At 29.3% G+C, this 13,780-nt stretch carries 15 protein-coding genes; 7 read left to right on the top strand and 8 right to left on the bottom strand.

Annotated features, from left to right (window positions below):
* Positions 1 to 21 precede the first annotated feature (21 nt).
* The gene (mnmG, locus tag L0U77_RS02935; protein WP_233900710.1) at positions 22 to 1,899 is read left to right on the top strand and encodes a tRNA uridine-5-carboxymethylaminomethyl(34) synthesis enzyme MnmG; all 1,878 of its coding nucleotides are present in this window, start codon (positions 22 to 24) and stop codon (positions 1,897 to 1,899) included.
* Between the two features lie 108 nt (positions 1,900 to 2,007).
* On the top strand, positions 2,008 to 2,865 hold the full coding sequence (locus L0U77_RS02940; RefSeq protein ID WP_233900711.1) for a class I SAM-dependent methyltransferase: 858 nt from the start codon (positions 2,008 to 2,010) through the stop codon (positions 2,863 to 2,865).
* 179 nt (positions 2,866 to 3,044) lie between these two features.
* Here the strand turns inward: L0U77_RS02940 and L0U77_RS02945 are convergent, their stop codons facing one another.
* Positions 3,045 to 3,443 carry a DoxX family membrane protein gene (locus L0U77_RS02945; RefSeq protein ID WP_101913996.1) on the bottom strand — a complete coding sequence of 133 codons (399 nt, stop codon included), beginning with the start codon at positions 3,441 to 3,443 and terminating at the stop codon, positions 3,045 to 3,047.
* Between the two features lie 131 nt (positions 3,444 to 3,574).
* On the opposite strand from L0U77_RS02945, the gene L0U77_RS02950 reads away from it, so the two are divergent.
* Both L0U77_RS02950 and L0U77_RS02955 read left to right on the top strand, forming a co-directional pair.
* Complete coding sequence (locus L0U77_RS02950) at positions 3,575 to 4,513, top strand: SPFH domain-containing protein (protein ID WP_233883211.1); 939 nt, start codon at positions 3,575 to 3,577, stop codon at positions 4,511 to 4,513.
* A gap of 18 nt (positions 4,514 to 4,531) precedes the next feature.
* The gene (locus tag L0U77_RS02955) at positions 4,532 to 4,849 is read left to right on the top strand and encodes a heavy metal-binding domain-containing protein (RefSeq protein WP_233861637.1); all 318 of its coding nucleotides are present in this window, start codon (positions 4,532 to 4,534) and stop codon (positions 4,847 to 4,849) included.
* 67 nt (positions 4,850 to 4,916) lie between these two features.
* On the opposite strand, the gene L0U77_RS02960 is transcribed toward L0U77_RS02955, so the two are convergent.
* The 3 genes from L0U77_RS02960 to rnr all read right to left on the bottom strand — a co-directional run bounded on the left by L0U77_RS02960 (position 4,917) and on the right by rnr (position 8,329).
* Positions 4,917 to 5,144 carry a Sec-independent protein translocase subunit TatA/TatB gene (locus tag L0U77_RS02960; RefSeq protein WP_101918517.1) on the bottom strand — a complete coding sequence of 76 codons (228 nt, stop codon included), beginning with the start codon at positions 5,142 to 5,144 and terminating at the stop codon, positions 4,917 to 4,919.
* 85 nt (positions 5,145 to 5,229) lie between these two features.
* Positions 5,230 to 5,994, bottom strand: a complete 765-nt coding sequence (locus tag L0U77_RS02965) for a head GIN domain-containing protein (RefSeq protein WP_233898904.1) — start codon at positions 5,992 to 5,994, stop codon at positions 5,230 to 5,232.
* Positions 5,995 to 6,112: 118 nt separating this feature from the next.
* Positions 6,113 to 8,329 (bottom strand): ribonuclease R, encoded by a 2,217-nt coding sequence (rnr, locus tag L0U77_RS02970; protein WP_233900712.1) that lies wholly within the window; start codon positions 8,327 to 8,329, stop codon positions 6,113 to 6,115.
* Between the two features lie 642 nt (positions 8,330 to 8,971).
* Between rnr and L0U77_RS02975 the strand changes: the two genes are divergently transcribed.
* Positions 8,972 to 9,406 carry an RpiB/LacA/LacB family sugar-phosphate isomerase gene (locus tag L0U77_RS02975; protein ID WP_233900713.1) on the top strand — a complete coding sequence of 145 codons (435 nt, stop codon included), beginning with the start codon at positions 8,972 to 8,974 and terminating at the stop codon, positions 9,404 to 9,406.
* A gap of 37 nt (positions 9,407 to 9,443) precedes the next feature.
* Positions 9,444 to 9,884, top strand: a complete 441-nt coding sequence (locus L0U77_RS02980; protein ID WP_233897594.1) for a GNAT family N-acetyltransferase — start codon at positions 9,444 to 9,446, stop codon at positions 9,882 to 9,884.
* 197 nt (positions 9,885 to 10,081) lie between these two features.
* Here the strand turns inward: L0U77_RS02980 and L0U77_RS02985 are convergent, their stop codons facing one another.
* The 4 genes from L0U77_RS02985 to L0U77_RS03000 all read right to left on the bottom strand — a co-directional run bounded on the left by L0U77_RS02985 (position 10,082) and on the right by L0U77_RS03000 (position 12,576).
* Complete coding sequence (locus L0U77_RS02985; protein ID WP_233900714.1) at positions 10,082 to 10,933, bottom strand: N-acetylglucosamine kinase; 852 nt, start codon at positions 10,931 to 10,933, stop codon at positions 10,082 to 10,084.
* 15 nt (positions 10,934 to 10,948) lie between these two features.
* On the bottom strand, positions 10,949 to 11,113 hold the full coding sequence (locus tag L0U77_RS02990; protein WP_233900715.1) for a hypothetical protein: 165 nt from the start codon (positions 11,111 to 11,113) through the stop codon (positions 10,949 to 10,951).
* Between the two features lie 97 nt (positions 11,114 to 11,210).
* Entirely contained in the window at positions 11,211 to 11,777 is a 567-nt protein-coding gene (locus tag L0U77_RS02995) for a pseudouridine synthase (RefSeq protein WP_233900716.1), read from the bottom strand.
* A 1-nt stretch (position 11,778) separates the two neighbouring features.
* Positions 11,779 to 12,576, bottom strand: coding sequence for an aldose epimerase family protein (locus L0U77_RS03000; RefSeq protein ID WP_233900717.1), 798 nt, complete (start codon positions 12,574 to 12,576; stop codon positions 11,779 to 11,781).
* Positions 12,577 to 12,735: 159 nt separating this feature from the next.
* On the opposite strand from L0U77_RS03000, the gene recA reads away from it, so the two are divergent.
* Positions 12,736 to 13,743 (top strand): recombinase RecA, encoded by a 1,008-nt coding sequence (recA, locus tag L0U77_RS03005; protein WP_058886190.1) that lies wholly within the window; start codon positions 12,736 to 12,738, stop codon positions 13,741 to 13,743.
* Positions 13,744 to 13,780: the final 37 nt, after the last annotated feature.

The raw sequence follows: 13,780 nt of genomic DNA on the forward strand, positions 1-13,780 counted from the left end.
CACATGGAACAGCATTAAAAAATGAGTTTATTTAATACAACATACGATGTAATTGTAGTAGGTGGTGGACATGCTGGTAGTGAAGCTGCCGCAGCAAGTGCAAACATGGGAGCGCACACATTACTAATAACAATGAACCTTCAAAATATTGCTCAAATGAGCTGTAACCCTGCAATGGGTGGTATTGCGAAAGGACAAATAGTACGAGAAATTGATGCTTTAGGTGGTTACAGCGCCATTGTAACCGATAAAACGGCGATTCAATTTAAGATGCTTAACAAATCAAAAGGACCTGCAATGTGGAGTCCTAGAGCGCAATCTGACAGAATGCAATTTGCAGAATGTTGGAGAAATATGCTTGAAAAAACCGATAATTTAGATTTTTATCAAGATGCCGTTAACGGATTAATTTTTGATGAAAATAAAATTGTTGGCGTAAAAACAGCCTTAGGTTTAGAAATAAAAGCAAAAACAGTAATTATTACTGCGGGTACTTTTTTAAATGGATTAATCCATATTGGTGAAAAAACATTTGGCGGTGGTAGAGCTGGTGAAGGTGCTTCAACAGGAATTACTGAAGATTTAGTTGAAAAAGGTTTTGAATCTGGAAGGATGAAAACAGGAACTCCACCAAGAGTTGATAGTCGTTCTTTAGATTTTTCTAAAATGACAGAACAACCTGGTGATGAAAATCCTGAGAAATTTTCTTACTTACCAATTACTGAAAAATTAACCACACAGCGTTCTTGTTATTTAACATATACAAATCAAAAAGTACACGATATTTTACGTGAAGGTTTTGATCGTTCGCCAATGTTTAATGGTAGAATTAAATCGACAGGACCAAGATATTGCCCATCGGTAGAAGATAAAATTGATCGTTTTGCTGATAAAGAACGTCATCAGGTTTTTGTTGAACCTGAAGGATGGAACACCGTAGAAATTTATGTAAACGGATTTTCTACATCATTACCTGAAGATATTCAAGACAAAGCAATTCGACATATTGCAGGTTTTGAAAATGTGAAATTCTTACGTTTTGGATATGCTATTGAATATGATTTCTTTCAGCCAACGCAATTAAAACACAACTTAGAAACTAAGTTAATTGAAAATTTATTTTTTGCAGGACAAATTAACGGAACTACAGGTTACGAAGAAGCAGCTGCACAAGGTTTAATGGCTGGTGTAAATGCAGCTTTAAAAACTCAAAATAAAGAACCTTTTATCTTAAAAAGAAGTGAAGCTTATATTGGAGTTTTAATTGATGATTTAATTACAAAAGGTACAGAAGAACCTTACAGAATGTTTACTTCTCGTGCTGAATATAGAACTTTATTACGACAAGATAATGCTGATTTACGTTTAACAGAAATAGCTTATAATCTTGGTTTAGCATCTAAAGAAAGATTAGACAGAGTAACAAATAAGAGAATTAAAACAGCCGCTCTTGTTAAATTTGTAGAAAATTTAAGCGTTAAACAAGAAGAGGTAAATCCTATTTTAGAAAGTAAAGGACTTAGTTTAGTTAATCAATCAGTAAAATTATTTAAAATTGCCACAAGACCGCAATTAACATTTAATGATTTTAGAGTTATTGAAAAACTAGAAAATTATTTACAAGAAAATGATATGGATCAAGAAATTATTGAACAAGTTGAAATTCATTTGAAATATTCTGGTTATATTGAAAAGGAAAAAAATAATGCCGATAAATTAAATCGATTAGAAAAAGTTAAAATTCCTGCTAAATTCGATTTTAATAAAGTTCATTCATTATCGCATGAAGCTAGAGAAAAATTAAACAAAATTCAACCAACTTCAATATCGCAAGCTAGTAGAATAAGTGGTGTATCACCAAGTGATATTTCCGTTTTATTAGTTTACATGGGAAGATAATAAAATAAAAATGATAAAAAAACGTTCCGTATGGAGCGTTTTTTTTTACGTATTATTGCAATAATAAAGCATCAATATTTAGCTTAGAACATCATAAAAAATAAAAAATTGGAAACAACAAAAGAGCTTTACAAAAATCTTACACCATTACTAAATTGTATCGATCATACGGTTTCTGATGAAAGTTACGAAGTAATGTATAACAAGAAATATGATATGCTTGTTACTTCACCTGTTCCTGAAAATTTAGAAAATTACTATGTAAGTGAAACCTATATTTCACATACTGATAGTAAAAAAACGCTGTTTGATAAAGCCTATCAATTAGTAAAAAATCATACTTTAAAGCAAAAATTAAAATTGATAAATTCTTTTAATTCCGAAGAAAAAACAATTTTAGATATTGGTGCTGGTACTGGTGATTTTTTAAAAGTTTGTAAAGAAAATAATTGGAAAATATCAGGTGTTGAACCATCAGAAAAAGCTAGAAACTTTGCTTCAAAAAAAAATATTGAGCTTCAAGAAGATATTTCTAACTATAAAGGAAAACAATTTGATGTTATTTCTCTTTGGCATGTTTTAGAACATATCCCTAATTTAATTGAATATACAAATCAATTAAAAAAATTATTAAAACCAAACGGTGTTTTAATTATTGCAGTGCCAAATTATAAAAGTTACGACGCAAAAAAATATAAAGAATTTTGGGCGGCTTATGATGTTCCAAGACATTTATGGCATTTCTCGCAAACGGCTATCAAAAAAATATTTGCAACTACTAATATGAAAGTTGTAAAAATACTTCCGATGAAATTTGATGCTTTTTATGTTTCTTTATTATCAGAAAAATATAAAAATAATACATCAAAACCAATTAGTGCTTTTTTTACAGGATTAACATCAAATATGAAAGCAAAAAAATCAGGCGAGTATTCTTCTTTAATTTATTTGATAAAAAACAATTAAAATCATTTTAAACTATTTTAAAGTGGTTTTTAATAATCAAAATAAATAAAACATATAATTTACCTAAAAAAAACAAAACACCTCTTAAATACTTGTTTTAAGAGGTGTTTTTTATCAATAAAAATTATTGCTATTTATTTTATCATCAAAAAAAACAATGATAATTTAAATAATCAAGCTTAATTACTTAGTAAATGCATTCCTAAAACTGTTACGATAAAATAAACTGCTAACGACATTGCTCCAGCATAATCTTTAGCCAATCGCTGTCCTATTAAAAGAAAAATTAAACAGAGTGCCGAAATTTGAACTCCTAATAATGCTAAATTAGCATCGTTCATTGTTATCAAATTAAAAATTCCGATAAACATAAAAGCTCCTGCAATTAATTCCATCACTAAAATTACCATCAATAAAAGTGGTACTGAATTTTTTAAAGGCGAATCTTTAAAATGTTCTTTGATAAAAGCAACATTTCCACTCCAATCAGAAACCTTATCAATACCCGATTGTAAAAAAGTAACGATTAAAAAAAGTAAAATTAAAATAGCTGTTCCGTGTTGTTGAATAATTTCCATATAATTGATTTTTAAATTATTTTTGAATAAAAAATTTGTAACAAAACTAAAGAAAAACCTCCTATAAGTATCTATTATAAATAGTATCTTTAACCAATGCTTAAAAATTACTAACTAAAAAAATTAAAACTATGTTTAATTATTTGTATCCAATAATAATTATTGGACTATTTATTTTCTTCAAATCATTTTTTACCGTCAAACAACAATCTGCGGCAATCCTTGAACGTTTTGGTAAATTTCACAGAATTTGTCAATCAGGTTTGCATTTAAAAATTCCTTTAGTTGATAAAATTTCAGGAAAACTAAGTTTAAAAATTCAGCAATTAGATGTAATTATTGAAACAAAAACCTTAGATAATGTTTTTGTAAAACTAAAAGTATCTGTTCAATATAAGGTTATAAAAGAAAAAGTCTATGATTCATTTTATAAATTAGATTATCCTCACGATCAAATTACTTCGTATGTATTTGATGTAGTTCGTGCCGAAGTTCCTAAAATGATTTTAGACGATGTTTTCTTAAAAAAAGATGATATAGCCATTGCTGTAAAATCAGAATTAAATGAAGCAATGATGACTTACGGATATGATATCATTAAAACATTAGTTACCGATATTGATCCTGATGCGCAAGTAAAAGAAGCTATGAACCGTATTAATGCTGCTGATAGAGAAAAAACAGCTGCTCAATATGAAGGTGATGCACAACGTATTTTAATTGTTGAAAGAGCCAAAGCTGAAGCAGAAAGTAAACGTTTACAAGGAAAAGGAATTGCTGATCAGCGTAGAGAAATTGCACGTGGTTTAGAAGAATCAGTAGAGGTTTTAAATAGAGCAGGAATTAACTCACAAGAAGCATCTGCATTAATTGTAATTACACAACATTACGATACCTTACAATCTATTGGTGCTGATACCAATAGTAACCTGATTTTACTTCCAAACAATCCGAATGCAGCAAGTTCTATGTTAAATGATATGGTCGCTAGTTTTGCAGCTACCAATCAAATAGGGGAAAGTATGAAGGAAAACAAAAAACAACTAGAAGAAAAAAATAAATCAAAATAAATTAAGTAAAAATATAGTATGATTATAAGCACAACCCCTACTATCGAAAATAAACCCGCAACCGCCTATTTAGGAATTGTAACTGGTGAAACAATTATTGGCGCTAATTTCATCAAAGATTTTTTTGCAGGAATTAGAGATATTGTTGGTGGACGCTCTGGTTCTTATGAAAAAGTATTGCGAGAGGCTAAAGATACTTCTTTAAAAGAGATGCAAGAACGTGCTGAAGCATTAGGTGCAGATGCTATTGTTGGTGTCGATTTAGATTATGAAACCATAGGTCCTAAAGGTGGAATGATTATGGTAACATCTTCAGGAACGGCCATTAAATTTTAATGGTAAAAATTAAACAAAAAAACCGAAACGAGTATCGTTTCGGTTTTTTTATATGTATTAAAAATACTTATTTTTTATCTTCAGAAGTTGCTTTAATTTCTTCTTTTTTTTCACCTTTCTCATCCTCTTGCTCTTCTTCAGCTTTGGTAGCATCTTTAAATTCTTTGATACCTGTACCCAAACCTTTCATTAATTCTGGAATTTTTTTACCTCCAAACATTAACAATGCTAATCCAACTATTAAGGCTATTTGCAATGGGCCTATCATTCCTAAAAATATACTAAGTGAAATCATTTTTATTAATTTTTATAATATAATCAATATCATTATTTTGGCTACGTACCGTTACTTATCGATATGATCAGACAAAGGTACTAAATTAAATTCTGTGTTCAATTACTCCGCCAATTACTTTTTTTTCTTTGACAATCTCTGGAGTTCCTTTATAAAAAATAGAACCTCCGAAAGAAACTTTCGCGTCTAAGGTTTCACCAGAATTTACTTCTACTTTAGCACCTGAACCTGCACGAACATAATTTAAATCAGTAACAGTTACCTTGTATCCGTGATACATTCCTCCTAAATTAGCATCTACAGTTTGATTTTTAGCCGTTCCAGAAAGCTTAATAACAGCTCCTGAAGATGTTTTAACCTTTAAATGTTTCACATTTACAACCATATTAATAAAAGCACCTTCTTGTGCTTTTATTTCAATTTGTGGCTGTTCTATCAATTTTGTTGTGATAATTGCGCCTTCATTGGCATCAATTATTTTTAATGCTGCTGCGTAATACAGTGTTATTTTAACAGTGCCATCAGCAGTAGTTTCAGGAAATTGCAACGATATTTTTAAGGTCTTATTTTTATTTTTGATGATTACTTTTTCTGATTTATCACCTGTAATAACCACTTTATTTTCGGCTGATTTAACTAAATAAACATCAATTCCATTAAATACTTTTACTTTAGAGAAATCCCCTAATGTTGTTGTAATTGTTGTTTGTGCCGATGCTAAAATAGGCATCAATAACAAACTTAAAAAGATTATTTTTTTAATCATACCTGTTGTTTTAGCTGTTCCTTTATCTGTTGTTTTGTCTATTGTTTTGTCTATTGTTTTAATACTTGATACATTTATATTCAATTATATGATGTTCAATAATTGTACCAATACTATAAAGACAAAATTTCCTTTTTATTGCATCGATTTATTTTTTATTGTTTTACTTCGTGTTATTCTCATTAATATTCTCATTAATATTTTAATGAGAAATTAAATTAAAATCTAAATGTTTACGTTCTAAGTCGGTATTTTTTACTTTTACAACAACGGTATCTCCTAATTGAATAATATTGTTTGATGACTGTCCTATAATGGCATATTGTTTTTCGTCAAAAATATAATAATCATCTTTGATATCTCTAATACGCACCATTCCTTCACATTTATTGGCGATAATTTCCACATAAATTCCCCATTCAGTAACTCCCGAAACAACACCTTCAAATTCTTCATCTTGATGATCTTTCATGTATTTTATCTGCATATACTTGATGCTAGAACGCTCTGCTTTTGCTGCTAATTCTTCCATCTGTGAAGTATGCTTACATTTTACTTCATAATCATCTGATTTAGGAGAGATTCCACCATCTAAATAATGCTGTAATAAACGATGCGTCATCACATCAGGGTACCGACGAATTGGTGATGTGAAATGCGAATAATAATCAAAAGCCAATCCATAATGCCCTATATTTTGGGTCGTATAAGCTGCTTTACTCATCGAACGAATCGTTAAGGTTTCCACCATATTCGCTTCTCCTTTTCCTTGTACATCATTTAATAATTTATTTAATGATTGCGATGTTTTCTCTTTAGTTTCAGTATTAATTTTATAGCCAAATTTGTTGATAATATTTTGTAAAGAAGCTAATTTATCAATATTTGGTTCATCGTGTGTACGATATATAAACGTATTTTTTGTTTCTTTTCCTTTAGAAAAACCAATAAATTCAGCCACTTTTCGATTGGCTAATAACATAAATTCTTCAATTAATTTATTCGCATCTTTCGATTCTTTAAAGAAAACGCCAATAGGATTTGCTTTTTCATCTAAATCGAACTTTACTTCCACTCTATCAAAAGAAATAGCACCTGCTTTCATACGTTTTTTACGTAGTTTTTTGGCTAATTCATCTAGTTTTAAGGTCGCTTCAACGATTGCTGGAGTAACTAGATAACTTTGGTCTGTAATTGAAATATCTACGGGCATTTCGTAGGCTTCCATATTTTCTGATAAAGTACAGTTTTCGATAATTGCTTGTGCTTCTTCGTAGGCAAAACGTTGGTCGGAATAGGTTACCGTTCTACCAAACCACTGGTTTACGATTTGGGTTTTTTCATTCATTTCAAAAACCGCTGAAAATGTTAATTTTTCTTCATTTGGTCGTAAAGAACAAGCACCGTTACTTAATATTTCTGGCAACATCGGCACTACTCTATCCACTAAATAAACAGAGGTTGCTCTATCAAAAGCTTCGTCGTCTAAAATTGTTTTTGGCTGTACATAATGTGATACATCGGCAATATGAATTCCGATTTCATAATTACCATTTTCTAATTTTGTAAATGATAATGCATCATCAAAATCTTTGGCATCTTTTGGATCAATGGTAAAGGTTAAATCTTTACGCATATCTCTTCTTTTAGCAATTTCAGTTTCGGTAATTTCTAATGATAAATTTTCAGCTTCTTTTTCAACTTCTTCAGGAAATTCATACGGCAAGCCATATTCTAATAAAATAGAATGAATTTCAGTTTCATGTTCTCCTGGTTTTCCTAAAACTTGGGTAATTTTACCAAAAGGATTTTTAGAATTTTCAGGCCAATCGGTCATCTCTACGACTACTTTATCGCCATCTTCGGCACCGTTTAATTTATTTTGAGCGATGAATAAATCGGCTTGCATTTTTTGACTATCAGGAATTACAAAACCAAAATTTTTATTCATTTGTAAAACCCCAACAAATGTTGTTTTTTTACGTTCCATTATTTCGACGACTTCGCCTTCTAATTTGCTAGCGCGTCGTTTTTTATAAACATATACTTTTACGGTATCTTGATGCAGTCCTTTTCCTAAATTTATAGATGGAATAAAAATATCATTTTCAAAATCATCGCATATAAAATACGCATTTCCATTTGATGTTACATCTAATGTTCCCACATGATATTTGCGATCTTCATTGATTTGATATTTTCCACGATCAAGTTCTTTTATTTTTTTAGTTTCATGCAATTCCACTAATTTTTTAAGCACTTGACTTTTTCCATCAGAATCTGTAATTCCTATTTTACTAGCAATTTGTTTATAATTATATGTTTTTGAAGTATCTTCTTTTAATATTTTAAAAATCTTTAAGGTTAAGTCTTTAATTACGTTTCCTTTTTTCTTGTATATTTTTTTCTTTCGGGTCATGAATCTTTCGTCTTATTTGTAATAAAGACCAAAGTACAAATAAATTTATGGTATTCATGATAAATAACTGTTATCAATTTTCAGGGTTAAAATAACATTGCTAAAACGTTATCAACAAATGTTATTAACATTTATTATATCATATAAAACTTTCTTTAAAATTTAAAAATAAAAATGGTTGTTATTATAGTATGTTAATAGCTACAATAAATAAAAGGCATAATACTTGCCTATATGACTTATTAAAAATTATTAACATTTTATTAGCTACTTAATAGCTTGATTATAAATGGATAATCATACTTATTAACAATACTTATTAACAGTTATTAACCCTAAATTCTTAATATCTATTTGAGCTTGTATTGTTAACAAAGGGTTAATTTTATGTTGATAAATGTTTATTATAAAATGATAAAAAAAGTTGTGTATGTTATACCTATTCTGCTTTGTAAAAATAAATGAAATAACCAAAAAAAGTTTTCAGAAGATACCATTAGTTACTAACATTTAGTCATTTTTTATAAATCCCTAATTATTAGTCTTTTATTAAAAAATCTGAAAAAAGCCTTGTTAATCTCTGTTGATAACCTTGAATAACTGTATTTTTGTGATAGACAACTAAATTAAAATCAACAAATTATGACAATTGCCATCGGAAATGACCATGCAGGTACTGAGTATAAATTTGAAATTATAAAACTTTTAGAACAACTAGGACATAAAGTACTTAATTTCGGAACAAATGATGCTAATAGTATGGATTATCCAGACGCTATTCATCCAACAGCGGAAGCGGTAGAAACGGAGCAAGCTGACATGGGAATTATTTTATGCGGAAGTGGTAATGGCGCACAAATGACGGCAAATAAACATCAAGGTGTACGTGCAGCTTTATGTTGGAATAATGAATTAGTCGCATTAACAAGACAACATAACAATGCTAATATTTTAACTATACCTGCACGTTTTGTTTCATTACAACAAGCTTTAGGTTTTGTAACTATTTTTTTAGCGACAGAATTTGAAGGAGGAAGACATGCCGATAGAGTTAATAAAATTGCTTGTAATTGCTAATCGAAATTTATAATCATTATAAATTAGAATATTTTAAATGAATTTTTTAATCAAAAAATTTACAGAATTAACAACTTCAGAACTATATGAAATTCTTCAATTACGTTCTGAAGTTTTTGTTGTGGAGCAAAATTGTGTTTATCAAGATATTGATGGAAAAGATCAAAAAGCATTGCATATATTAGGAATAAAGCAAGGTAAAATTATAGCCTACACCCGTTTATTTAATAGTGGCGAATATTTTGAAACGCCAAGTATTGGTAGAGTTTTAGTAAAAGAAAATCAGCGTAAATTTGGATACGGTCATCATTTAATAAAAGCTTCTGTATACGCTATTTTTGATTATTATAATGAAAATAAAATTACAATTTCAGCTCAAAAATATTTAATAAAATTCTATGAATCCCACGGATTTAAAAAAATAGGAAAAGAATATTTAGAAGATGGAATACCACATGTTAAAATGAAAATAGTATAAAAAATATATTTATTTCCTGTTTAAATTTCATCTGAAAAAAATATAGTGGCAAAAAATGGCGGCAAGGGGTTAAAACCCCTTGTTAAAAGGAGCTAAAAAATGTGGCAAATCAGGATGAGAAACTGAAATAAAATCTTTTTGACGCATTTTTATTTTTAAAACAAGGGGTTTTAACCCCTTGCCATACTATTTTGACGTTACAAAAATTTTTGATGATATTCTAGTAAATTATGAATTGGTTTTTCTATAATATTTGTAATTTTAATATTGTTTTTAAGAGCAACTTCTTCTAAAATATCTTTAAAATAAAATGCGATAGAACCTACAAAATACACCGGAGTATCTTTGTTTTTACGATACGCTAAAACATGATATTTAAAAAATTGCTGAAATCCTTTTTTTACTAATTTTTGAATATATCTTGTATTTTTATACTCAAACATAAATTTAGCAAAAGTTGCTAAATATCTATTTGGACTTTGGTTTTGATATAAATTTTGTTTTATAAAATCAGGATCTAAATTAAATTCTTTTTCAAAATTATGTGCTATTTCAGCAGGCATTTTTTTATAGAAAAAATCTCTAAGTAATTTTTTACCAAAATAATTTCCACTTGCTTCATCCATAACTAAATAGCCCAAAGATGCTGAAATATAAGTGATATTTTTACCGTCAAAATAACAACTATTTGCACCTGTTCCTAAAATACAAACAATCGCTTCTTTATTTTTTGCAGTAGCATATACCGCTCCTAAAATATCTTCTTGAACAAGAACATTTGTTGTTGCAGAAAAAAAATCAAGTAAAATTTCGGTTAAAATATCTTTAGGGATTTGTGTACCACAACCAGCGCCATAAAAATAAATTTTTTTAATAGCTTTTTGATATTTTTTTAAATCGGCACAGTTTTCAAGAATTGTTAATAACTTTTTTTTAGATAAAATATTCGGGTTTAAACCCAGTGTTTGCAATCTAAAAACTTCTTTTTTGCTACTATTTAAAGCAACCCAATCTACCTTTGTAGAGCCACCATCTGCAATTAATATCATGCTGTTTTTTATTTTTTAGTTTTTTTTATCATTTTCAGCATTTTTCAATTCTTTTTCATCCTCTTTTTGGGAAGCTGGTTTTTTAGTCATTTTATAAATTAAATAAGCAAAACCAACCAAAAAATGCAGTATAATAATACTGGCTATTATATAAATAAAAGTGTTTGAATTATCTCTCATAGTGTAAAATTTAATGTGAAATATTAGTAATAACACTGTAAATTTACATAAAATACTACGTTAAAAAACACGAATAGTTACCTTAATTTTAGATTACTTATAATAAGGTTTGGGTTTCAATTACAGCTCCCGATTCCATATCATTTAAAAGAATATTTCCAATACGAACCCTAATTAAACGCAATGTTGGAAAGCCAACTGCTGCAGTCATTTTACGAACTTGCCTGAATTTCCCTTCACAAATTACAATACTAACCCAGCTTGTAGGACCATGGCGTTCATCTCTAATTTTTTGAGTTCTGTTCGGAAAATTAGGCATTTTTAAAGCAAATGCCTTCCCTGGAAGTGTGGTATATTTTTGACCATCAACCCCAATTTCTACGCCTTTTTGTAGTTTTTCGAGGGCTTCTGGTGTTATGATTCCATCAACTTGTACGTAATATTCTTTTTCTACTTTTTTACTGCGAACCTCGGCGCTTACTTTTCCATCGGTAGTTAAAAATAAAAGTCCTTCGGATGCAGCATCTAAACGACCAATTGCCATTGTTTTTTCAGGGAAATCAAACAATTCGCCTAGCATTTTTTTCTTTCTTTTAGTTTGATTCGTAATAAATTGCGAAAGAAACCCATAAGGTTTATGAATAATAAAATGACGGTGTTTCATATTAAATTGATAAGGTGCTAATTGTTACTGAAAAGAAATCTTTGCCTGTACTTATTCTACTGTTTTTTATGGAGTTTTCAGTATTTTTTTCTAATGGATATTGCGTTATAGGTTCAATACAAACCATATTTTTAACGGGAGTCCATAGCATAAAATTATCAAAATTTTTGGTTGTAATTTTTATACTAAGCCCGTCTTTTTTTACTAAAATAATTTCGTTGGTATTTAAAACTTTATAAGCTGCCGAACCTACATTTAAAACACTATCTAAAGTAATTTCTTTTTCTTTTGATTTTATAATTTCATCAGCAAAACCAGACAGTTTAAAACTCGGATGATAGCCAAACATATAAGGCATTTTTTTATCACTAATAATTTCAAAAGCTATTTTTATAGCTGATTTTTCAAGTGAAATAATTTTTCTAAAGATAAAATCATACGTCCAAAATAAATATTCTTGTGTCGATTTTTCAGGAAATTTACTGTTTTTTATCAGTGTATTTTTTACATACTTTTTTTCGAAAACTGCGGAAGTTTTATCGCTAGAAATAAGCTTGTAATTAAGCTCTCTTAATAAACCGTGTTGGTCTTGTTTGGCAATTCCGTTAGGTGTATCAATAGAAAAATTATTTAATTTTGTAGGACCAATAATCGGAAACATTTCAATATCCGAAGCATTCCAACCAGGTGAATTTTTAGAATGTATTAGTTCTTCATTATTAATGATAAAACTAATTAGCTCACCTTTATATATAGTTGCTAAACTATGGCTGTTTTTTAAAAGAATACTCGCGCTCATTTTTATTGAAAATTAAAAAAACAATATTACAAAATGTAGCATGAAAAAGATGCCAAAAAAGCTGCTAAGATAAAAGTAGTTTTTCATAACTTAGCCACACTTATTGTACATATTTTAATAAGAAAAGAACTAAAAATAGCATTAAAAACAACAAGATTTATGGCAGCAGATAAAGAAAAAGAAGCGAAATTAAAAGCCCTTCAACTTACCTTAGACAAGTTAGATAAAACTTACGGAAAAGGTGCAGTGATGAAATTAGGGGATACTAAGGTTGAAGATATGGAAGTGATTTCATCAGGATCTTTAGGGTTGGATTTAGCTTTAGGCGTTGGAGGATATCCTCGTGGAAGAGTTATTGAAATTTATGGACCAGAATCATCAGGAAAAACAACCTTAACATTGCACGCTATTGCAGAAGCTCAAAAAGCTGGTGGTATTGCCGCTTTTATTGATGCAGAACATGCTTTTGACCGCTTTTATGCTGAAAATTTAGGTGTTGATACTGATAATTTAATTATTTCTCAACCAGATCATGGGGAGCAAGCCTTAGAAATTACCGAAAATTTAATCCGTTCAGGAGCTGTTGATATTGTAGTGGTTGATTCTGTTGCAGCATTAACACCAAAATCGGAAATTGAAGGTGAAATGGGAGATTCTAAAATGGGATTACATGCCCGTTTAATGTCGCAAGCATTGCGTAAATTAACAGGTACAATTAGTAAAACAAAATGTACGGTTATTTTTATCAACCAATTACGTGAAAAAATTGGGGTAATGTTCGGAAATCCTGAAACAACTACAGGGGGAAATGCTTTAAAATTTTATGCTTCTGTACGTTTAGATATTCGTCGTAGAACGCAAATTAAAGATGGCGATAAAGTTATCGGAAATAGTACGAAAGTTAAAATTGTAAAAAATAAAGTAGCGCCACCATTTCAAATTGCAGAATTTGATATTATGTATGGTAAAGGAATTTCAAAAGTTGGTGAAATTTTAGATATTGGTGTTGAATATGGTATCATCAAAAAAAGTGGTTCATGGTTTAGCTACGGCGAAACAAAGCTAGGACAGGGTAGAGATGCTGTAAAAGGTTTAATTAAAGACAATCCTGAATTGGCAGAAGAATTAGAAACTAAAATAAAGGCGGCGATTGAAAATCAAGAATAATCAAGCATAATTTTGATATTTTAAATAGCTAAAAAAA

This window comes from Tenacibaculum piscium (assembly GCF_021390715.1).
Lineage (GTDB): Bacteria > Bacteroidota > Bacteroidia > Flavobacteriales > Flavobacteriaceae > Polaribacter > Polaribacter piscius.